The following is a 22,703-nucleotide window of genomic DNA, read 5'->3' as shown; positions in this document are numbered from 1 at the left end:
AAAACGATATCAGCCTTTGAGTTTCAGGCAGAAGAAATCTATAAATTCCAAATACGGTATTTCAAACACTCTCAATATTGGTCACACCTAAATGCCTTCTGAAAATGATCCATTTTCTTCGTACCGCATTGTTGTTCTTGTACCCTGCTATAATGAAGAAGTGACCATTCAAAAGGTTATTCATGATTTTCGTGCGGCACTGCCGGGCGTCAATATTTATGTGTATGATAACAACTCAACAGACGACACCAAGGAAATCGCCAAAGCCGCCGGAGCAATTGTCCGTACAGAACGGATGAAAGGCAAAGGGCACGTCATCCGCCGCATGTTCGCAGACATCGATGCAGACTACTATATTCTCGTCGACGGAGACGCCACCTACGAAGCCGCCGCAGCGCCCATCATGCTCAAGGCCGCCATGTCAGAAGGGCTGGACATGGTAAATGGAGCCCGCGTGACAGACCGGGAAGCGGCTTATCGGCGCGGCCACGTACTGGGCAACAAAGTGCTTACAGGCCTGGTAACGTTTGTTTTTGGTCGGCGTCTGAGTGATATGCTGTCCGGATATCGAGTATTTTCACGTCGTTTCGTGAAGTCTTTTCCTGCTCTTTCCGCCGGTTTTGAAACAGAGACCGAATTCACAGTCCATGCCCTTGAATTAGGGATGCCCATCGGGGAAGTTGCGACAACGTATATTGAGCGCCCACCTGGCTCTGCCTCCAAGCTGCGCACCTACTCAGATGGGCTGCTAATTCTGAAAACCATTATCAATCTGGTGAAGCAGGAGCGCCCATTGATGTTCTTTTCAGCCCTCGCATCCCTCTTTACCATTATGGGCCTAAGTCTCGGGCTTCCTGTCGTTTTGACCTATCTTCACACAGGACTGGTACCGCGCCTCCCTACAGCACTCCTTGCCACAGGCAGTATGATCCTTGCGGCACTTTCACTGGTGTGCGGCCTGATTCTGGATAGCATCACATTAGGCAGACGCGAACAGAAACGCATGCATTACCTCTCATTGCCAGCGCCTCCCTTGCTCAGGGAGTAGTCAAAATATCGAGAATTCTGAAATCACCATGCAGTCTACTCATGCTGGCAATGGAATATCGGCGGCGAGAGAAGAGGTATTTTAAGGCTGTACCCCAGATATTTTGACCGAGTTAACGGCAGGGGATTTTTGATAAATATGAGACGTTAGTGCCTGCTCCAGAATTCGAGAGATCGGCTTGGTGAACAACCGCGAAACAGTTTCACCCAAACCCCAGATCACCATCAGGCAAACTGGATAAACGATCCACCCCAGACTTTGAGGCCAGTGGTTATGTCTCCAGATCCGAACGACTGCCATGACAACAAACATATGAGACAGATAAACCTCATATGACAGTTGCCCCATTCTGCGGATCCACCAACTCCATTGAGCCCCCTCAAAGGAACGCCAGCCGCACGCCAGAACCAACATGGCAATGCCCAAATAGAGGACAGCAAACCAGCCATCGGACAGCAGAGGCCACCATGATGAGGGGCCACACATCTCCAACAGCATCATCACCATGCCCGCCAGCCCCATAGCGACAGGCCAACGTCCGATTGGACGATAACGTGCTGCTATAATGGCCATAAGAACACCCAAGGCTATCGTCCCCAGCCCAGTCAGAGTGGCTTGCTCTTTCCAGATTTCATTGCCTTTAAGTGTCGCCTGATAAACTGGCGCTGCAGCGGCGAGGATAACAAGTAGCCCTATGCGCAGCCGGGCATTCAGCCGACAGAGAAACGGAAACAGCAGATAAAAGAGCTCTTCAATCGAGAGCGACCACAGAACCGTCCAGCCTGCAACACTCCATCCATGCCGCGCCTGCCAAATATTGAAGTAAAGCCCGAAAGCTGCCATCGCGGCACCGATAAAACTCTGACCCGGCTTGGAGAACCGATAATCCTCAAAGCCGATATAATCGAGAACTCCCAGAACGCACACCAGGAGTACAAGGCAGGGAACAATACGAATGGCGCGATGAATAAGAAATGTAGCTGGTTGGATCCGATCAAGTGCTCCAAAGACCTGCATAACTCTGGTAGTGATCAGAAAGCCGGATAAAGCGAAGAAGATGCTTACGGCTTCCCCCCCGTTATAGTTCACACTCACCAGAAATTGGTGCGGCAGAAAGCTCGCTAATTCGGTGTGGAGGAGAGGAATACGTATTCCGATGTGATTACTGATCACAAGAAGGATTGCTGCTCCTCGCAAGCAATCCAAGGCAGCATTCCGTTTCATTGTCGCTCCGAGTCAGACAAAGTATTTCTGGAAGCGCAATAAGTTCAAACAAAGGCGAAGAGGTGTTTAAAAAAGCGTCTTGTCAGACTGTACAGCCGCTGTTAAAAGCCCGCTCAATGAATGGGCGCGTAGCTCAGCGGTAGAGCACTGCCTTCACACGGCAGGGGTCACAGGTTCAATCCCTGTCGCGCCCACCATTCTAAGTCCTTGAAAAGATTTATTTTTTAATGCTGCTGTAGAGCAGAGTATAATTTCTATAAATCAATGTCGCTCTTTACATGCGATTTTCGGCATGTTCGGGGGGAAACTTCGGATGCCTGCCGGGTCATGAGGAATGACCTCTACAAATACCTCGCTTAAAGTCGAAAGTTTCTCGAGCTCAACCTGTTCTTGTGATGAAGCCTGAAACCAATCAAACAAGGACGGTAACCCGCCAATTTGTTGGCTCGAGCCACAAGTATATATTTGATATCATCCGGCATTGATGATTTGCTAGCTAAAAGATTCAGACGCTCAGCGTCGTGTTGAAGTTCTTTATTGATTTGCGCATTTCTGATCCAACGCCCTTTGGGTTGTTGGTATTCTAAAATATAAAAAAGAAATATACCAAAAATTAGAAAATACTATCGAATTAAGGACGAAATACGAAAAACAAGCCGCACTACAAAAAGCAGTGCGGCCTTCACCATTTAAGAGAAAATTTTATTCTCCGTCTGTGGCTTCATCTTCCTCTTCTCCGTCATCGAAATATACTTCTTCGACGGTAATCGCCAATGAGTCATTTTCGCTCAGGAGATCAGCAACGGCATTCGCTTCATCTTCGTCTTCATAAAGCTCTGAGTCACCCGGATCAGAAACCCATTTTTCTGTAGGGTTCCAGAATTCATCGTCCCCGTTTTCAAGTTCACGGCGAATAAGATAGCCAGCAATTTCTTCATCAGCCATTTTAGGGCCCTCCTGTGAGGAGAAAAGCTTATTTGAAAACAGTATCAATTGCCACAGTCGGAAAAACAGGATAAATTCAGTCCGAATTAAGGAAGGACCGAATTCATGTCTGACCCTTCATCAAGAAACCCTTCACTACATGATCGCGTGAGCATTTCCATGAAAGCGGCAACACTCGAAGTTTGCACGCGACATTCAGATATGATGATTTCCCAACAAAAACGTGATGTTCCCATTAATATTCCATGTAAAATAATGAAAGAAAATCCGAAACAGGAAATAAATCTTCGGATTGAAGCCTTAAAAATAACGTATAATAAAAATTACATCTGATTTTTTTCTGTTAAATATATAAAAACCACAAAGTTTGATCTTTTCAACGTTGTTTGAGAGGTGAATATCAGCCCCTCAAACAGATTTTGAAAATTTTCCATTTCATAAATCCACCTCTTCGGACTTTAGCTTTTGATGGAGTAATGAGATAATTTTCTCGCCTGTACCGGCGTGATATCGTACTGTCCGATCATGACTGATCAGACAGACATCGATGATACCGAAGACGAAATTGCTTTGGATGCAACGCAAGAGGGAGAGTCTCTACTCTCCACCCTTATGTTGCCTTTGTGTATTTTGGTTGGGCTTTCTATTCTCGGGATTCTGATTGGCGTGAGTTTCATGTGAGCTCAGCCAATTGCCTTTCTTTATAAATATTTCTTCTCAAGATCGGGTTTCGTTGCATCAAGCCAGCCTTGCAGCATGTAGGCTGCGGCCATCTTGTCCACGACTTCAGCTCGCCTCCCGCGCGTCATATCTGCATCCTGAATCAGGAAGCGATTAACAGCGCTGGAAGAAAGCCGCTCATCCCACAGACATGCCGGAATACCCAATCGCTCCGAGAGAGCAGTCGTCCAATCCGATGCTGCACGTGCTGCTGGGCCAAAAGATCCATCCAGTGACAGGGGCAAGCCAACCACCAGCGCCCCAACATTCTGACGCGTCACGATCTCTGCCAACTCCTTGGCATTTTCCCCCAATTTCCGCCGTTTCAACCCCATGAATGGTGAGGCGAGCATGAGGGAAACATCTGTCAGGGCAACGCCGATCGTCTTCGATCCTGGGTCCAGCCCAAGGATACGCTGATCAGTTTGAAGAACATTACGGAGGTCTTGTGGATTGAACAGGGACATAACCCGGCGTTATGATCTGTCTGACGGCTGAAAAGCTACCATAATTTCCTCTTTTTCAGGAATGTTCATGTCGCTCGACGCGAAAACGGTCACGCGCATCGCCAGATTGGCGAGAATTGGTCTCGAACCGGGGGAGGTAGACTCTCTCGGGAAGGACATGGGTTCCATCATTGATTGGGTGGAACAGCTTAATGAAGTGGACGTCACAGATGTCCCTCCCATGATTGGCACAGGCCTCGCCACGCCACGCCTGCGGGAAGACCGCGTCACGGACGGCAATCGCCGCGATGACGTGCTGTCAAACGCTCCGGACCGTGAAGGTCCGTTCTACACGGTTCCGAAGGTGGTCGAATAATGTCCGGCATGCACGATTTTACGCTGGCTTCCGCCCGGGATGCCCTTAAGGCTCGCAAGATTTCCGCGGTTGAACTGACGAACGCCCACCTGGATGCCATCGAGCGTCTGGATGGCCGCCTCAACAGTTTCATCACCCGTACGCCCGATCAGGCTCGCGTAGCAGCAAAGGCTGCGGACGACGTTCTGGCGAAAGGTGAGGGCGGCGCACTGACCGGCATTCCGCTCGGCATCAAGGATCTGTTCTGCACGAACGGCGTCCGCACGACGGCGGCCAGCAAGATTCTCGGCAATTTTGTCCCGCCTTACGAAAGCACGGTGACGTCCAACCTTCTGCGTGACGGCGCCGTGTTCCTTGGCAAGCTGAACCTCGATGAATTCGCTATGGGTTCCGCCAATCTGAACTCAGCCTTTGGCCCGGTAGAAAACCCCTGGAAGCGCAATGGCTCTGACGCCAAGCTGGTTCCGGGCGGTTCTTCCGGTGGCTCTGCCGCTGCCGTAGCCGCAGGTCTGGTCTTGGGCGCGACCGGTACGGATACGGGTGGCTCCATTCGCCAGCCGGCCGCCTTCACCGGCATTGCTGGCATCAAGCCGACCTACGGCCGCTGCTCCCGTTTCGGCACAATCGCTTTCGCAAGCTCGCTGGATCAGGCTGGCCCGATGGCCCGCAACCTTCAGGATTGCGCAATCCTGCTGGAATCCATGGCCGGGTTCGACGAGCGGGATTCCACAAGCGTCAATACCCCTGTTCCAAACTACGAAGCAGCGCTGACGCGAGGCGTCAAAGGCCTGCGCGTTGGTATTCCCAAGGAATATCATGCCCCAGGCATGCCAGCCGAGATCGAGGCCCTCTGGCAGCAGGGTATCAACTGGCTGAAGGCCGCAGGCGCAGAAGTGGTGGAAGTGTCTCTTCCGCACACGAAGTACGGCCTTCCAACTTACTACATCGCAGCTCTCGCAGAGGCATCTTCAAACCTTGCCCGTTATGACGGCGTGCGTTTCGGCGAACGTGTGAAGGGGGATTCCCTTGATGCACTGTACGAAGCCACCCGCGCCGCAGGTTTTGGTGAAGAAGTGAAGCGCCGTATCCTGATCGGAACACATGTTCTGTCGTCGGGTTATTACGATGCCTATTACCTGCGCGCACAGAAGGTCCGTACACTGATCCAGCGGGACTTCCTGAATGCCTTCGAGAAGGTGGATTTCCTTCTGACGCCAACGGCGCCGTCCAGTGCCTTCGCTCAGGACGAAAAGCCGACAGACCCGGTGCAGATGTACCTCAATGACATCTTCACTGTTCCAGCCAGCATGGCAGGCGTTCCTGCACTCTCTGTTCCGGCCGGTCTGGACGCACAGGGCGTTCCGCTCGGCCTTCAGCTCATTGGCAAGTTCTTTGACGAAGAAACACTGATCGCAGCAGGGCACGTCATCGAACAGGCTGCGTCCTTCACCCACAGACCCGCCATCCATGCAGGAGTGTCGGCATGAGCTATCGTATCACCGGCAACACCGGCGAATGGGAAATTGTCGTCGGGCTGGAAGTTCATGCCCAGGTCATCAGCAAAGCGAAGCTGTTCTCTGGCGCCTCCGCCTCTTACGGCGGCGAGCCAAATACGCATGTCAGCCTGATTGACGCGGGTTTCCCGGGTATGCTCCCCGTGCTGAATCAGGAATGCGTTGCGCAGGCCGTGCGTACCGGCCTTGGCCTGAACGCGCAGATCAATCTTTTCAGCCGCTTTGATCGCAAAAACTACTTCTATGCCGATCTCCCCACTGGCTATCAGATCAGCCAGTTTGCTCATCCCATCGTGGGTGAGGGCAAGGTGCTGGTTGATCTCGCAGATGGAAGCACACGTGAAATCGGCGTGACGCGACTTCATCTGGAACAGGATGCAGGCAAGTCCATCCATGATCAGGACCCAACGCGTTCCTTCATTGACCTGAACCGTGCGGGCGTCGCCCTCATGGAAATCGTGAGTGAGCCAGACATCCGCTCACCGGAAGAAGCCGGAGCCTACCTGCGGAAGCTCCGTCAGATCCTGCGTTATATCGACACCTGCGATGGCAACATGGAAGAAGGTTCCATGCGCGCTGACGTGAACGTCTCCGTGCGCAAGCCGGGCGAGGAGGGATATCGGACCCGCTGCGAGATCAAGAATGTCAACTCGATCCGCTATGTCATGCAGTCGATTGAAGTAGAAGCACAGCGCCAGATCGAGATCTGGGAAGCTGGCGGCGAAGTCGATCAGGAAACGCGCCTGTTCGATCATGTCCGCAGCGAAACACGCTCGCTTCGGTCCAAGGAAGACGCGCACGATTATCGCTACTTCCCGGACCCGGATCTTCTTCCGCTCATCATCGAGCAGTCCTGGGTTGACGAACTAGAAGCTGCTCTTCCCGAACTGCCAGAAGCCAAGCGGGACCGCCTGGAACGCGAATACGGCGTTAGTCGCTATGAAGCGAGTGTCCTGACCGCAGAGCAAGCTGTCGCAGACTTCTACGAGACCGTTGCAAAGGGCGCCGATGCGCGCCTTGCCACCAACTGGATGCTCGGAGACTTCTTTGCTGCCCTGAACCGCACTGGTCGCTCAATTGAAGACAGTCCAGTCAGTGCAGAAGGACTGCGTGAGCTGTTAAGCCTGATCTCGGATTCGACGATTAACGGCAAGATTGCGAAGGAAGTCCTTGAAGACATGGTAGAAACTGGCGAATCGGCTTCTGCTATTGTTGAGCGGAAAGGTCTTCGTCAGGTGACTGACACAGGAGCCATCGAAAGCTCCATCCGCGATATCCTGGCAGCAAATGCGGATAAGGTTGCTGAATTCAAATCCGGCAAGGACAAGCTTTTCGGCTTCTTTGTTGGCCAGACGATGAAGGCCATGAAGGGTAAAGGGAACCCGGCTCTGGTGAATGAAACCTTGAAAAAGCTTCTTTCCGAATGAGATAAAAAAATTGTTCTTAAGGGGTTTGACGGCGAGGCCGTTCCCCCTTAAGAACGCCTTCACGAACGCAGTATAAAAACTGCTTTCCACGCGGAGGGGTGGCCGAGAGGCTGAAGGCGGCGGATTGCTAATCCGTTATACGATGTAAGTCGTATCGTGGGTTCGAATCCCATCCCCTCCGCCACTCATTCAAAAATCAAATAAAATCAGTTAGCTATAACTTCATACCGGTAATAGTCCGCTACCGTGTCGGTAGTCCTTCCATGACCCAGAAGGCGCTACAGGATGATGATATGTATAGCTTGAGGCAGACAGGTAGGCCTCACATGGTTTGTGCGTCTGTCTATTCTGCGTGATCGCCGCGCAGATGCTGGAAGAGCTTTGGGAACGAACACAAGCATCCAGCAGGAAGTTATCCGGTTTCTTGAAGCGGGATCCCTGAGAGGGCCTGGCAAGATCCTTAATACCATGCATTTCATTCAGGGATTGCCAGTGGAAGAATTCCTCTTCGACAGTAAGATTGGTGAAACCTACTAGTTCAGGTCCTTACGGCACTTTTGTGAGCCAATTTGAACACGGACTGAAAAATCATCCTACCAGTCAGGTACAAATTGGCATTGACTTGCGCAGCTATTTAGGAACAAAACAGGAACATGTAGTCTTGAAATTCTGCCAGACAAGGAGCGGCGGACCTATGCAATGAGTGCTTCTCCCGACATGAAACCAGCACTGGAGACGTTGCGTGCTGCCATCAGTCGTCTGGAAGGTCATACGAACCGGCGTCGGTCCGTTCTGCCTTTTGATGTGAGGGAGATCGACAGTCGTCTGCCAGGAGGAGGGCTCGCGCTGGGGGCTCTCCATGAAGTGGCTGGTGGCGGCAATGATGCGCTGCATGGTGCGGCAGCTGGACAGTTCGTCGCCGGGATCGCGGCCCGGACACGCGGCAAAGTGTTGTGGATTGTCACCCGCCAGGATGTGTTTGGTCCCGCGCTTAAACAGGCCGGATTGTCCGGCCGAAGGGTCATCTATGTTGAGGCCGCTTCGGAGGCTGACGTTCTGGCGTGTTTCGAGGAGGGGCTGCGGCATGGTGGTCTTGGGGCCGTGGTCGCAGATGTAGCGCGTCTGTCGATGACGGCGTCCCGTCGCCTGCAACTGGCGGCTGAAACATCTGGCGCGCTTGGCCTCGCGATCCGGCGCTGGCACCGTCAGACCGAGGCCGCCGTTTTTGGTCACCCGACGGCCAGTGCCACGCGCTGGCGGGTGTCCGTATTGCCCTCGGTTGGGTTGCCGGTGCCGGGAGTGGGTCGGCCCCGCTGGTTGCTGGAACTGATCCGTGCCCGTGCGGGCGAATGTGCTGATTTTGAAGTGGAGGCCTGCGATGCCAAAGGGAGGCTCGCCTACAGTCGTGGTCTCGCGGGTGGTCTCGCTCTACCTGCCGCTCTGGCCAACAGACCGGATCAGGAAGCGGCTGGGGCACGACGCGCCAGCGCCTGATCTCCCTCTGGCGCTGGTAGGGCGGGATGGGCGTCGTCGCGTTGTGCTGTCGGTTGATCTGGCGGCCCGCAGGCTGGGCCTCCGCCCTGGCACGCCGGCCGCCAAGGCGCAGGCGCTCTATCCTGATCTGGTCTTCATGGATGCCGATCCCGATGGCGACCGGCAGGGGCTGGAAAAGCTGGCGTTGTGGTTCCAGCACCGGATTTCCCCTCTCGTCGCAACCGATCCGCCGGATGGCCTGGTTCTGAATACCACGGGAGCCGACCATCTTCATGGTGGCGAGCGCGCCATGCTCACGGACATGATCCATCGCCTGTCCAGTTCCGGCTTCAGATCAAAAGCGGCCGTAGCCGAAACGTGGGGCGCCGCTCATGCACTCGCGCGCTATGGACAGGCAGCGCTGACTGTTGTGCCCCAGGGGGATGTGGCTTCTGTCCTTTCTGACTTGCCCATTGAAGCCCTGCGTCTGCCCACCAGGAGTGTCGAAGGGCTGATGGCGCTGGGGGTGTCGCGGATTGGCCCGCTCGCTGCGATGCCGCATGCCCCGCTGACACTGCGTTTTGGCCCCGACATAGCCCGCAGACTGGATCAGGCCTTCGGTCGCGTGAGTGAGGCCATCATCCCGATCCGGCCCGTTGACCCGGTGCAGGTGGTGCGCAGCTTTGCCGAGCCGATCGCAGCGGCGGAGACCATCGCCCGCTATATCGGCAAGCTGGTTCCTCCGCTGTGTGAAAAGCTGGACGAACGCGGGCAGGGCGTGCGACGTCTTGATCTGCTATTGCACCGTGTCGACCGCCGCACCGAAGCTGTCCGCGTGGCCACGGCAACGCCAGTGCGCGACGTTAGACGCCTGACCCGGCTGCTGTGCGAGAAGATCGAGACCATCGACCCCGGTTTCGGCATTGAGCGTATGGTGCTGATTGCCTCGCTGGCCGAGCCGATGGACCGGCGTCAGACTGTCTCCTGCCTGGTCGAAGAGGAAGAAAGCGATGTTTCCGACCTGATCGACACGCTGGCCAATCGGGTCGGCACCCATGCGCTTTATCGGTTTGCCGCCGTGGAGAGCGATCTCCCCGAAAGGTCTTTCTGTCGTGTGTCGGCTCTTGCCCCGGAAGAGGCGAGGGACTGGCCCGATCACTGGCCACGACCGACACGTCTGCTGCCGCGTCCCGAACAGGTGCAGGCGATGGCGGAACTCCCCGACCAACCGCCGTTGTTCTTCATCTGGCGTGGCGTACGGCGCAAGGTGAAATGCGCGGATGGACCAGAACGTGTTTTCGGGGAGTGGTGGAAGGATGACACCGAACTGACCATCGCCCGGGATTATTTCCGGGTGGAGGACACGAGCGGCGAACGGTTCTGGCTCTACCGCGCAGGTGATGGTGAACATGGCGAGACCGGATCGCAGGCCTGGTTTCTGCATGGCATCTTTGGATGACGTCCCTGGCACCGCCTTATGCCGAGTTGCAGGTCACGACGTATTTCTCGTTCCTCCGTGGAGCCTCGTCGCCCATTGAGCTGTTCGAGGAGGCAAATGCGCTTGGGATCGAGGCGCTCGGGATTTGTGACCGCAATTCTCTGGCTGGCATGGTGCAGGCCCATGTCGCGGCGAAAGCGACCGGGATCCGACTGGTCGTCGGCTGTCGCCTCGACTTTGCTGATTTCCCGCCTGTGCTGGCCTATCCGACCGACCGCGCCGCTTATGGGCGGTTGTGCCGGCTGCTCACCATCGGCAAGGCTCGTGCCGGGAAGGGCAAGTGCCATCTGGTCTGGGAGGATCTGGTTCACTGGGGTGAGGGGCTGCTTGTCATCCTGATTCCAGACGTGGCTGATGACGCATGCGCCCTGCATCTGCGCAAACTGAAAGACGCTTTTGCCGATCGCGCCTTTATGGCGCTGACGCTGCTCCGACGTCCCAATGACCAGATGCGGATTTATGAACTGGCGAACCTGGCGCATCAGGCAAAAGTGCCGACGGTCGTAACCAATGACGTGCTGTTTCATACCTACGACCGGCGCATTCTGCAGGATGTCGTCACCTGTATCCGGCACAACACCACCATCGACGACGCCGGATTTGCCCGCGAACGCCATGCGGACCGCTACCTGAAACCGCCTGAAGAAATGGCCCGACTGTTCAGCCGGTATCCGGAAGCCGTTGCGCGATCCGTGACTATCATGAAACGCTGCAGGTTCAGCCTTGATGATCTGGCCTACCAGTATCCGGATGAAGTTTCTGTTCCGGGCCAGACTCCGCAGCAGGCCCTTGAAGCCCTGACCTGGAAAGGAGCGGACAGTTTCTATCCCGAGGGGATCCCTGACGAGGTTCGCAGGAGCCTTCATCATGAGCTCGCCCTGATCGCGCGCATGGATTATGCACCCTACTTTCTGACGGTGCACAGTATTGTCCGTTATGCCCGTTCAAAGGGCATTCTGTGTCAGGGGCGGGGTTCGGCCGCCAATAGTGCCGTTTGCTACGTGCTGGGTGTCACGGCCATCGATCCGGCCCGAAACAACTTGCTGTTCGAGCGCTTCATCAGCGAGGAGCGACGCGAGCCACCGGATATTGACGTAGACTTCGAACATGCGCGCCGGGAGGAGGTGCTCCTGTGGGTTTACAGTCATTATGGCCGGGACCGCGCAGCCCTGACGGCTGTCGTGACGCGTTATCGTGCCAAGGGTGCGTTGCAGGATGTCGGCAAGGTCATGGGATTGCCTGAAGATCTGATCCGTACGCTCTCCGGGCAGATCTGGGGGTGGGGGCGAAAGCTGGAAACAGACACGCTGACGGACACTGGTATCGATCTCTCCGACCGCCGCGTCCGTCTGACCCTGGATCTGGCCCGATGCCTGATGGGCGTGCCACGCCATCTTTCCCAGCATCCGGGTGGCTTCGTGCTGACCCATGACCGGCTGGATGAACTGGTGCCAGTTGAACCAGCGGCCATGGACAACCGGCAGATCATCGAGTGGGACAAGGATGATATCGACGTCCTGAAATTCATGAAGGTCGACTGTCTGGCGCTGGGGATGCTGACCTGCATGAAGAAAAGTCTCGACCTTCTGGCCGAACACAAAGGCCAGCATTTCACGCTGGCCACCATTCCGGCTGAGGATCCGCGCACGTATGCAATGATCCGCAAGGCCGATACGATCGGGGTGTTTCAGATCGAGAGCCGGGCGCAGATGTCGATGCTTCCGCGCCTCAAACCTCGTGTTTTCTATGATCTCGTCATTGAAGTTGCGATCGTACGGCCCGGGCCCATTCAGGGGGATATGGTTCATCCTTACCTGAGGCGGCGCGAGGGACTTGAGCCAGAGGAGTATCCGACACCTGAACTGGAAAACGTGCTGAAAAAGACCCTTGGCATCCCGCTGTTTCAAGAGCAGGCGATGCAGGTCGCGATGGTCTGCGCAGGATTTTCGGCCAGCGAGGCGGATCAGTTACGGCGTGCCATGGCGACGTTCAAGAATACTGGCACTGTCTCCCAGTTTCAGACCCGGTTGGTTGAGGGCATGAAGGAGAAAGGTTACCCGGAAGAGTTTGCCGAACGGATTTACCAGCAGCTTGAGGGCTTTGGGTCTTACGGCTTCCCGGAGAGTCATGCGGCAAGTTTCGCAATTCTCGCCTATTCCTCGTCCTGGATGAAATGCAGACATCCCGATGTGTTTCTGGCGTCTCTGCTCAATTCCCAGCCGATGGGGTTTTATGCACCGGCCCAGCTTGTGCGGGACGCGCGCGAGCATGGCGTTGAGATCAGACCAATCTGTATCAACGCGTCACGATGGGACAGTACGCTCGAGGGGCCAGAGACAGGAGAGGGCAGATTTGCGGTCCGGCTGGGCATGAGCCTGGTGAAGGGACTTGCCAACGATGAGGCCGCACGGATCGTTATCGCGCGAGGTACAAAACCGTTCATATCGGTAGACGATCTGTGGCGTCGGGCAGGGGTGAAGGCAGCCTCGTTGACTCATCTTGCGGAAGCGGATGCTTTCCGGCCAGCTCTCGGACTTGCACGACGTGAAGCTCTTTGGGCTATCAGAGCCCTGCGTGACGAACCCTTGCCGCTGTTTGCCGCGGCCATGGTGGAACGCGAGGCAGAGGAACCCGATGTGTTGCTCCGGCCCATGCAGGAAGGGGCCGAAGTGACACGCGATTACAACCGGACCGGCCTGACCCTGCGGGACCATCCACTCGCCTTCCTGCGCAGCGATTTGTCCGAACAGGGCATTGTATCCTGCCGACAGGCGCTGGACGCAAAGGATGGACGCAGACTGACTTCGGCAGGGCTTGTGCTGGTTCGGCAGCGTCCGGGCTCCGCTGACGGTGTGGTGTTCCTTACTCTGGAAGATGAAACCGCCGCGCTGAATGTCATTGTCTGGCCAGACATGTTCGAGAAATACCGGCGCGTGGTGCTGTCCAGCCAGATGCTGGGCGTAAAGGGCAGTCTTCAGAAAGAAGGCGAGGTCGTGCATCTCGTCGCCCGCGAGTTCATCGATTGTTCCGCGCTTCTGGCCGATGTCGGAAACCGTTCTCTGCGCAGTGTTGGCAGAGAACGGCAGGAAACACAGTCCGAAAAGATCATCGTGACATCACGAAATTTCCATTGACTGATACAGACATGTGACAACTCCCGGATGCCCTGAAAATAGGGCTTGTTCTTCCATGTTGCGATCAACAGTGAGGCGATTTGTTTAAGGTTCTCATCCGGCCTGATGCAGGGAGCGTGCAGGAGACAGTGTCGCGATACGTCGGGTCTGGGTGATGATTGTCAGAACGGCGATAGAAAGCGCGACTGTCGTGACTGCGAGGAACGGCATCGGCGTGAGGCTGATCCGGTCGTTGAATGACGATAGCCAGATCCGCATCAGCACCCAGGCTGTAGGCCAAGCAACAAAACTTGCAAAAACAACCGGCCGGAGAAACTGGATGAGCAGAAGCCAAAGGACATCCTGGGTTCGGGCCCCAAGAACCTTGCGGATCCCAATCTCCTGTCTGCGGCGCGAGACGTTAAAGGCGGAAAGTCCGTAGAGCCCGAGACACGCGATGCCAATGGCTACCGCAGAACCGATACCAAACAGGGCACCGTGACTTTCATCCCGCCGATAATCGTCCGCAAAGATGTCGGATGCGGTTTGCGCTGAGAAAGCCACATCGGGCGCAACTTCAGCCCATGCCCTGGCAAGGCGGCCCATTTCAATCTGAGTGGATGTTCCACTGTAGCGGACCAAGCCGCCAATATAGGAAAACGAGCCGGATGCGCCCATAAAAAGTAATGGCCTCAGGGGAGCATTCGCCGAGCGGACCCGGATATCATCAATGACTCCGACGACATGGTAAGTCTGAGGGGCACCGCTTTCCTGAACATCTTTTCCAACAGCATCCTGGGGCGAGGAAAATCCAAAGCGCTCAGCCGCAAGGCGCGTCAGAATGACGCTGGTGCCATTTCCCGCTACACGTGGATCGACCGGGTAGTCCTGCCCATGATGGCTATCGAAAAAACGCCCTGCAAGCAGGTGTGCACCGATCGCGTCGAAGTACCCGTCGGTCGCACGCCCCCAGTTCATCGCGTGCTTTTCGGGATGCCCTGCAAGCAGCCAATCGTCGTTATTGAGGGCGTTGTGAGGGTAAATATCCGAGCGTGTCGCAATATGCACACCCGGAACCTGTGCCAGCCGCGTTATGATGTCGCTTTGTCGACTGACGAGGGAGGCATCATTCAGCGATGGAATGACGATGAGGCCATCCTGCTTCATGCCGCGATCCAGCATTCTGATGTGACGTGCCTGGAGTCCCATGACGAGGCTGCAAATCGCAAGCGTCATGGCAAAGCTGAACTGGAGTACGACCAGAAGAGCGCGCAGTCTGCTTTCAATCCGACCGCCAGCCGGTGTCTTGCTCGCTGCCAGTACGGCAGCCGGACGAAAACCGGAGATAATCAGCGCAGGATAAAAACCTGCAAGTGTGCCGGCCCCCAGAACGACGAGCGCGTTAACGGACAGTACAAATACCCAGTCCATCGAGAGGGCCCAACCACCCCACAGATTGACCCAGTGCAGCGCCAGCTCCGTAAACACTGATCCGAGAACAGCGGCCATCATGACCATCACGTAGGCTTCGGTCATGAACTGCGCAATCAGGCGCAGCCGCGTTGCTCCCAGCACTTTTCGGACAGCGACTTCGCGGGCCCGCAGGGCAGAGCGTGCCGTAGCCAGATTAACATAATTAATGATGGCTGTTGCCAGAGCAGCCAGTCCGATCAGACCAAGGATACGCACAAGAGCACGGCTGTTTCCACCTTCTCCAATGGCAGCCGCGTGGAAATGGAGGTCTTGCAGTGGCACCAGTTCCAGTCCTCCGCCACCGAATATTTCCTGAAGCAGATCCTTCGTCCAGTTGCCAGGATGCTGGTAGGGATAATGCGCCAATCCAGCTTGGATGCGCGGAATAGCACGTGGATCGTCGACCCGAACCCAGAGTGTTCCCCACATAGACCCCCAGTTTGTGAAAGCATATTTTGAGAGCCAACTTGTCGGAATGACCTCGATCAGATCGAACCCCATCGTCTGGCTCGGAGGCTGCGGCGCCAGAATGCCGCTTACGATCGCTTCCGTCTGACCATTATCGATCCGCAGGCGCTTTCCCAAAGCCTGTTCGGTCCCGAAATACTTACGAGCCATATCCGTCGAAATCACGACCTTCCCCGGACCGTCCAGCGCGGTAGAGCTATCTCCGGCGAGGAGGGGCAATTTGAAGACGGAAAAGAAAGCGGGGTCCGTCAGCGTTACTTTTTCCTGGGACAGAGTCAGCCCCGCCCGAACAACCAGCGGTTCTTGCAGCATCCGTATGGCTGCTCCAATTTCGGGAAAATCCTGCTTAAGGAATGGGAAAGGAACAAAACTGACGTCATCGCTTTCGGACGGCGCATGACCCGTAGGTCGAAATACTTCATTCAGAACATAAAGGTGGGATATGTTAGGAACGCTGGCGTCGTAGCTGTTTTCGTAACGCACGATCAGTGCCATCGTAAGAAACACGGCAATGCCGAGTGCGAGGCCCGCCAGATTGAGAAATGTATAGCGTTTCTGACCGGCAAGAGTACGCCAGCTGGCTCTGAGAGTATCGGCGAACATAATCAGGCTCTCCTTTCTTACCAGCCAGCCTTGTCGATAGCGGAGATTGGCGCCTGAAGAGGTTCCCAGCCGCGTGTCCGCGCATGCTGAAGTTTTGCCGCAGCGTCATAATGAGGCATTCCGGGTAGGAGATCATCACTCTGAAGCCGCCCCATCGCGGCAAGAAGTGTTGCTTCTGCGACGATGGTATCATGACGACTGCTGGCGAGTTCCACCTGGGCTGACCGCAGGTTCTGATCGGCATAAAGGACGTCGGTCGTGCTCCGCAGACCGTAGCCATATTCGATCTGGTATCCCTTGAGAGACGTTTCACCGGATTTGACTTCGGCAATTCCGGCACTGATAGCCTGTAATCCGTTTTCAACGGCATGCCAGTTGGTTGCCACGTCCTGAAGCGCGGTCCGCCGCGCGAGTTCAATGTTCTCGCGGGCCTGTTCGTCTATGTTGCGAGCCTGGCGGATCTGGGAGTTGTACAGATCTCCGTTATAGAGGGGCTGGACGAGTTGCACGACGCCAGTCACCTGTTCGCCATACTGTCCACCCCGGAACGGTGAGGCGGGACCGATCGTTCCGAAAGTGCCCTGAACCTGAATTTGTGGCCCCCACTGTGAGCGGGCGGTGTCGATGTCGGCAGACGTGGCTTTCTTTGTTTCCTGCATCTGGGCGAGCTGTGGATTAAGTGTAAGCGCAGTTTTCAGCGCCTGATCGAGCGTTGCAGGTAGGCCCGGCAGGCTATCAGGCATTGTGAGTTCACTGGGATCTGCGCCAATAACTGCGCGAAACTGGGCCACGGATGCGGCAAGCGTGGCCTGAGCCTGTGTAACGGCAACCTCTGCTGACCGTCGGCGCGTCTCCGCCTGCTCGACATCGGTGCGCGTGACCTGTTCGGAGGGCTGTCCGCCGAGATTGTAACGCGAGGTTGTCAACTGGACCTGCCTTGTCAGCATCTCCAGATCTGCCCGACGCACGTCGAGGATGTTTCGATCTCGCAATACATTCATGTAGGCTGTGACGACATTGGTAAAGACCTGCGCCTCAATGAGCCTCAACTGATGCTGTTCCGCTTGAGAACGGGCGTCCGCTGCACGGACCTGATTGGCGACATGGCCGAATGAATACAGCGTCTGCTTGGCCGATACATAACCTTCAGCAGAGTTGGACGTATAGGAGCCAAGCGCAAAGGCGCTGGTGTATGGCCCCTGTTGATAGGAAGCATCCATGTTCAGCTGAACGGTGGGCCTCCAGCCTGACCTGGCTTGCGCTGAGTTTTCGGTAATAGCGCGCTGATTGGCCTGCTCACCGCGCAGCGTCGGATTGCTTCGGTAGGCGAGAGCCAAGGCCTCCTGCAGCGTTTGAGCGTCTGCAATGGCAGGGAAAGCCGCCGTGGACGCAACCAGCAGGGCAAGAACGAGAAGCGTGCTGTGTCTCATGATCGGGCAGGGTCCTGAGTGGTGAGTAGAGCAGCGGTTCATGAAGAGCCCAGAGCGATGGCCGGTGCGCTGCGGGCACCGCGGCGGATCTGGAACAGAGTGGTGAGAACCGCGAGCGCGAGTACGATCAGGGCAGTCAGGGCGAAATAGAGCGGAGAAAGGCTGATGCGGCGGTCAAACCCGGACAGCCAGTTACGCATCACCCACCAGGCAACCGGCCAGGCGACGATGTTCGCAATCATGACTGGCCGCAGGAACTGGAGGATCAGAAGGCGCGTCACCTGTTGGGCTGTTGCGCCGAGCACCTTGCGGACCCCAATTTCGAATAATCTGCGGCGGACGTTGAACACGGCGATGCCGTAGAGCCCGACACAGGAAATGGAGAGGGTCACGAAGGAGGCGGCAATCATCAGCATTCCGCGCTGCTGTTCTGGCCGGACATCCTCATCAATGATGTCACCGACACTGCGCAGATTCAGTGCGCTTTCCGGATAGACCTGCTTCCAGATCGTAGCGATTGCTGCTCGCGTTGTGTTTTCAGGAGCGTTTCTGTAGCGGACAGAGAGTACGCCGTACCCAATCGGGCCTGATATCGCATAGTAGAGCGCAGGCGTGACGCTGGCCCGACTGTCTTTGAAACGCATATCGGCAATGACGCCGATGATCGTCTGGATGTCCTTTCCATGCAATGTGATCGGTGTTCCGATGGCACTTGCGTCATTAGCGAACCCAAGCGCTCGCACGGCGGCTTCATTGATGACGACATTATGTGTGCCGAACGCCAACGCCTGGCCGGTGAGGAAACTGTCGAATGGGGACGCGGGCATAGGGCGACTGTCGTAATCATGAGAACTGTCGAACAGGCGCCCGGCGAGAAGGTGTGCCCCCCAGACCGGAAGCGTCGAGGATTGTGTTCCGATCACAGCTAATATGGCGGGTATAGCATTTCCCGGCCGTGTTGTGTCGAAAGTCATGCCTGCGCTGCCACCGCCAGGGGCATCGTCTGAAACCGTGACGCCAGTGATGCCTGGAAGGTTACGCACAAGATCGCTCAATCGCTGCTGGCGCAGACGCTCAGCCGGGTCATTTGGCAGATGGCTTACGAGAAGGCCGGATTGGTGGAACCCGCGGTCCATGGTCTGGAGCAGGCGGGTCTGGCGCCAGATGACCAGCGTACAGATTGTCAGTGTCACAGCGAAGGAGAACTGAACGATGGTCAGCCCTTCGCGCAGGCGGCTCCCGAGGCGACCGCTTCCAGGCAGGCGGGCAGACGAGAGAACCGTAGCCGGCCGGAAGCGTGAGAGGACCCATGACGGATAGGCTCCTGCGCAGGCCCCTCCGATGACGGCCGTAATGATAAGGAGGGGCACTGCAAAGCCGAAATCGAGGCGGACGGGCCAGCCACTCAGCGTTGTGATCCAGGGCAGCGTCAGTTCAGTCAGGGCGAGGGCGACAAAGGCCGCAATCAGTGCCATCCCGATGGCTTCTGCCGTAAACGACAGCCCCAGCATCAAGACCGTCGCTCCCAGCACCTTGCGCATCGCGACTTCACGGGCCCGGGTTGCCGCAAGAGCCGTGGACAGTGTGACGAAGTTAACCAGCCCTGCGCCGAGTGCCAGCAGACCAACGATGCCGAGGATCACTGACAGGCGTTTGTCAGTCCCTCGCATTCCAATGGTGGCGTCGAAGAAGTGCAGACTGGTGAGAGCACGCCCCCGGACGACATATTTTTTAGCGTCTTGTTCCGCCAGCCCTGCGGCATGTCGCTGGACGAGACCTTGGAGGAGGGTGGGGAATTGAGATGCGACCGATGGCGAGACCCGCACCCAGATTTCAGATGTGGCCATTGGCCAGAGATCATTGATGTGCAGGGCTGCCCCCGAAGAGGGAACAATGATGTCAAATCGTGGTGTGGTATTCGCGGGAAGTTCCTTCAGAACGCCCGTGACATGCAGTCTGTGAGTCTGCCCTTTCTGGGTCAGGTCGAGTGTTTTTCCAAGAATGCTATGGTCGGTCCCGAAGAAACGGAGGGCTTCTGCCTGTGACAGGACCACGCCGTCTGGGACCAGAGCAGTTGCGGGATCTCCTTCCAGAAGCGGCAGAGCAAAGACATCGAAGAGATGCGGGTCGGTGCGCGCAATGAAGACGTCCCAGGCGTTTTCATTGACGCGAATGGTTGCTCCGGAAAAGCCTCGCAGGACGGCGGTCGCGTTCCAGTCCGGATGTTCGGCGCGTAGTGCGTCGATCAGGCGGATGCTGGAGACGGAAGTCTCACTGTCATCGAACGCGTCCAGCCGGTAAATGTCCGCAGCGTGTGGAATCCAGCGGTCAAAGCTGAATTCGTAACGCACGATCAGGGCCAACGTGAGAAACGTTGCCATACCGAGTGCCATGCCCAGCACGTTCAGTGTTGTGAACAGACGGCGCTGGACGATGCCGCGCCAGAAAACCAGGGCGATGTGGGACAGCATGACGCTTACTCCGCTCTGAGCGCACGGGCCGGTTCGGCGCGGGCGAGACGTAGTGTTTGTCCAAGGACGGTGAGGGCAGCGATGGCGGTGGTTCCGCTGACGACAATCGCGAAATCGAGCCATGAGACTGAGATCCGCTGATGGAAGCCTGAAAGCCAGGACTGCACCACGAGCCATGCCGGGACAGCGGCGAGGGCGCAGGCGACAAGCACGGGGCGCAGGAAATCACGCAACATGAGCGTGAGGACCTTCTGGCTCGTCGCCCCCAAAGCCTTGCGGATGCCGACTTCATGCGTTCTGCGAAGTGCAATAAAGGACGCAAGCCCATACAGCCCGAGGCACGCAATAGTGACGGCAATTCCTGAGGCAATGGAGAACAGCCAGCCGCGTCGCTGTTCCGTGATGTAGAACGTTGACATACGTTCCTCAACTGTCTCGAAGCTGGAAGGGGCATCCGGGAAAACCTGATCCCATGCCGACTTAAGACGTGTTCTCATGATGTTTTCAGAGGCACCAGAAAAGCGGACCGATGCGTGCGGATAGGTCTGAGGCGCGGTGGAATAGAACGTGATCTGGGGTGAGACGTCTTCGCGTGCGGAAATGAAACGCATGTCTTTGGTCACGCCGATGACCCGTAACGTGACACTTCCGCTCTTAAGCAAAGCACCAACAGCGCTTTCAGGCATCACAAACCCCAGTCGGGACAGGGCAGTACGGTTGAGGACCACGTTCCAGGTTTTACCTGGCGCCTTAGAGAACGCATCGTCCCCGGGGCTGTCGTCTTCACCGTGGCTGCTATCAAACCAGCGCCCGGCAAGCAGGCGAGGACGATACGTCGTGGCATAGTCGCCAATGATCGTATCTCCAAGAACGTGAATGTCTCCGCTATGCAAGCCGACGGGTGTGACATCAAATCGGTGACGATTGTCGATATTCGGAGTGAGTTCAGAGAGACATGTGGACACCACGCCAGGGGTGTGACGCAGGGCTTCGATGAGGGCGCGCTGCTTTCCGGCATCATTCGCCATGTCGCCGGAACTGATAAGCACGCCTTCACGTGCGAAGCCTAAATCCAGCGTCTGCATGAAATTGGCCTGCCGGTTCACCACGAGCGTACAGATCGCGAAGGCCACGGCGAATGCGAACTGCATGATGACGAGCCCATTCCGCAGACGCGCCGCAACCCGGCCGCCGGACGGCATCCGGGTTGCGGCAAGGACGTGTGCCGGTTGGTAGGACGAAAGAATGATCGCCGGGTAGAGGCCGCAGGCAAGACCAGTCAGCAATACGATCCCGAAAAGGAAGGGAAGCGTAAAGCCATAGTCCATATGCAGCGTCGTACCGGTGAGGGCAGCCGTGAAAGGGAGGGCAACTTCACACAGGGCGAGCGCGAGTGCGCCCCCTACGGCGGTATTGACTATGGCTTCCCCTACGAACTGGACGAACAGTACCACTCGCGTGGCGCCCAGTGTCTTACGGATAGCCACCTCTCGTGCGCGCAGACCAGCCCGCGCCGTTGCGAGATTGACGGCGTTGAAAACGGCGAGCAGGAGCGCCAGAACACCGATCAGTTCAAGAATATTGACGACCGATCGGTCGGTTGCCTCATCTCCGCCAATGACTTGTAGATCGTGAAAATGCGTTTCGCGCAGGCTAACCAATGAAAGGCCGAAGTGACGTTCGGGATGGACACCCTCGCTGTTATCGTCATTCGCGTCGCCGGATGCGTGATCGATCACAAAACGGGTCAGGTTTTGTGAGATTACACTGCGATCGACGGCATGATGTACCCGTATGAAAATATCGCCTGCACTGGAGCCCCAGCGTGTGAATTGCGGTTTTTCCATCTCGTAGGCGGGAATGGGAGTTACAGCGTCAGGCCTAATCGTCACAGGCCCGCTTGGATGTACGAGTACGCCCGTTACCGTCTGGCTGACGCGGTGGCCTTCATGGTCTGTCGTGATGATGCGTCCGAGCACATCTGTCGTGCCAAACAGGGCCTGTGCCGTATTGGCTGAAAGAATAATTGCGTCTGGTCGGGTTAACGCCGTGCGGGCGTTACCGCGTTCGAGCTTCAAAGTAATGACATCGAAAAAAGATGGATCGACCATAGCCGTGTCGGCCGTGACCCTGCGTTCGCCTGCACGAAGCTGATAATCCGCTGTTTCGTAGCGTGTCGTGGCAAGAATCTGGGGGAAGTCAGTATGAAGGAACGGAAACGCGATGAACGGCACATCGGCGTTCTCCTGAGGGGCGTTTCCGGGATTCATGTGATGAGCGTCAAGGCGCAGAACATTCGCAGCATCAGGAATGGATGCGTTGAAGCTGTATTCATACCGAACCTGCAACGTCAGAACGAGACAAACCGCCATACCGAGCCCCAGCCCGATCACGTTGAGAGCCAGATAACGAGGCTGACGCCGGGCCTGACGGACGATATTGCGCAAGATGGTGATGAGCATGACGCTTACTCC

Annotated in this window: 15 protein-coding genes and 2 tRNA genes; 10 read left to right on the top strand and 7 right to left on the bottom strand. The window is 56.3% G+C overall.

What is annotated here, in order from left to right; genetic code table 11:
• The first annotated feature begins 91 nt into the window (after nt 1-91).
• On the top strand, nt 92-1,048 hold the full coding sequence (locus JN414_RS08545; RefSeq protein ID WP_202207521.1) for a glycosyltransferase family 2 protein: 957 nt from the start codon (nt 92-94) through the stop codon (nt 1,046-1,048).
• An 81-nt stretch (nt 1,049-1,129) separates the two neighbouring features.
• Here JN414_RS08545 and JN414_RS08540 read toward each other — a convergent pair whose 3' ends face one another.
• A complete protein-coding gene (locus JN414_RS08540) occupies nt 1,130-2,272 on the bottom strand; it encodes an acyltransferase (protein WP_202207520.1) in 1,143 nt (380 codons plus the stop codon).
• Between the two features lie 122 nt (nt 2,273-2,394).
• Here JN414_RS08540 and JN414_RS08535 point away from each other — a divergent pair.
• Nucleotides 2,395-2,469: transfer RNA gene (locus tag JN414_RS08535), tRNA-Val, on the top strand.
• Nucleotides 2,470-2,974: 505 nt separating this feature from the next.
• Here JN414_RS08535 and JN414_RS08530 read toward each other — a convergent pair.
• A complete protein-coding gene (locus JN414_RS08530) occupies nt 2,975-3,217 on the bottom strand; it encodes a hypothetical protein (RefSeq protein ID WP_202207519.1) in 243 nt (80 codons plus the stop codon).
• Between the two features lie 105 nt (nt 3,218-3,322).
• Between JN414_RS08530 and JN414_RS08525 the strand changes: the two genes are divergently transcribed.
• Nucleotides 3,323-3,550: a hypothetical protein gene (locus tag JN414_RS08525; protein ID WP_202207518.1), complete on the top strand. Its 228-nt coding sequence runs from the start codon at nt 3,323-3,325 to the stop codon at nt 3,548-3,550.
• A gap of 368 nt (nt 3,551-3,918) precedes the next feature.
• On the opposite strand, the gene ruvX is transcribed toward JN414_RS08525, so the two are convergent.
• A complete protein-coding gene (gene ruvX, locus JN414_RS08515) occupies nt 3,919-4,404 on the bottom strand; it encodes a Holliday junction resolvase RuvX (RefSeq protein WP_202207516.1) in 486 nt (161 codons plus the stop codon).
• Nucleotides 4,405-4,471: 67 nt separating this feature from the next.
• Here ruvX and gatC point away from each other — a divergent pair, with 67 nt between their 5' ends.
• From gatC to JN414_RS08480, 7 genes are all read left to right on the top strand, one after another.
• A complete protein-coding gene (gene gatC, locus JN414_RS08510) occupies nt 4,472-4,759 on the top strand; it encodes an Asp-tRNA(Asn)/Glu-tRNA(Gln) amidotransferase subunit GatC (protein WP_064275348.1) in 288 nt (95 codons plus the stop codon).
• Nucleotides 4,759-6,246, top strand: a complete 1,488-nt coding sequence (gene gatA, locus JN414_RS08505; protein ID WP_064275349.1) for an Asp-tRNA(Asn)/Glu-tRNA(Gln) amidotransferase subunit GatA — start codon at nt 4,759-4,761, stop codon at nt 6,244-6,246. The genes gatC and gatA overlap by 1 nt, the downstream gene beginning before the upstream one ends.
• Entirely contained in the window at nt 6,243-7,700 is a 1,458-nt protein-coding gene (gene gatB / locus JN414_RS08500) for an Asp-tRNA(Asn)/Glu-tRNA(Gln) amidotransferase subunit GatB (RefSeq protein WP_202207515.1), read from the top strand. Before gatA ends, gatB begins: the two co-directional genes overlap by 4 nt.
• 92 nt (nt 7,701-7,792) lie before the next feature.
• Nucleotides 7,793-7,884, top strand: a tRNA-Ser gene (locus JN414_RS08495).
• 515 nt (nt 7,885-8,399) lie between these two features.
• Nucleotides 8,400-9,194, top strand: coding sequence for an ImuA family protein (locus JN414_RS08490; protein WP_202207514.1), 795 nt, complete (start codon nt 8,400-8,402; stop codon nt 9,192-9,194).
• Nucleotides 9,079-10,632 (top strand): DNA polymerase Y family protein, encoded by a 1,554-nt coding sequence (locus tag JN414_RS08485; protein WP_255494185.1) that lies wholly within the window; start codon nt 9,079-9,081, stop codon nt 10,630-10,632. Before JN414_RS08490 ends, JN414_RS08485 begins: the two co-directional genes overlap by 116 nt.
• On the top strand, nt 10,629-13,805 hold the full coding sequence (locus JN414_RS08480; RefSeq protein ID WP_202207513.1) for an error-prone DNA polymerase: 3,177 nt from the start codon (nt 10,629-10,631) through the stop codon (nt 13,803-13,805). The genes JN414_RS08485 and JN414_RS08480 overlap by 4 nt, the downstream gene beginning before the upstream one ends.
• 93 nt (nt 13,806-13,898) lie before the next feature.
• Here the strand turns inward: JN414_RS08480 and JN414_RS08475 are convergent, their stop codons facing one another.
• From JN414_RS08475 to JN414_RS08460, 4 genes are read right to left on the bottom strand one after another with little or no spacing between them, the layout of a single operon-like run.
• Nucleotides 13,899-16,328, bottom strand: coding sequence for an ABC transporter permease (locus JN414_RS08475; protein WP_202207512.1), 2,430 nt, complete (start codon nt 16,326-16,328; stop codon nt 13,899-13,901).
• A 17-nt stretch (nt 16,329-16,345) separates the two neighbouring features.
• On the bottom strand, nt 16,346-17,758 hold the full coding sequence (locus JN414_RS08470) for a TolC family outer membrane protein (RefSeq protein WP_202207511.1): 1,413 nt from the start codon (nt 17,756-17,758) through the stop codon (nt 16,346-16,348).
• A gap of 38 nt (nt 17,759-17,796) precedes the next feature.
• Nucleotides 17,797-20,229, bottom strand: a complete 2,433-nt coding sequence (locus JN414_RS08465; RefSeq protein WP_202207510.1) for an ABC transporter permease — start codon at nt 20,227-20,229, stop codon at nt 17,797-17,799.
• A gap of 5 nt (nt 20,230-20,234) precedes the next feature.
• The gene (locus JN414_RS08460) at nt 20,235-22,691 is read right to left on the bottom strand and encodes an ABC transporter permease (RefSeq protein WP_202207509.1); all 2,457 of its coding nucleotides are present in this window, start codon (nt 22,689-22,691) and stop codon (nt 20,235-20,237) included.
• Between the last annotated feature and the right edge of the window lie 12 nt (nt 22,692-22,703).

Origin of the sequence: Gluconobacter sp. Gdi (genome assembly GCF_014132155.1) — a bacterium.
Lineage (GTDB): Bacteria > Pseudomonadota > Alphaproteobacteria > Acetobacterales > Acetobacteraceae > Gluconobacter.
This window is presented reverse-complemented; position numbering and strand designations above follow the sequence as displayed.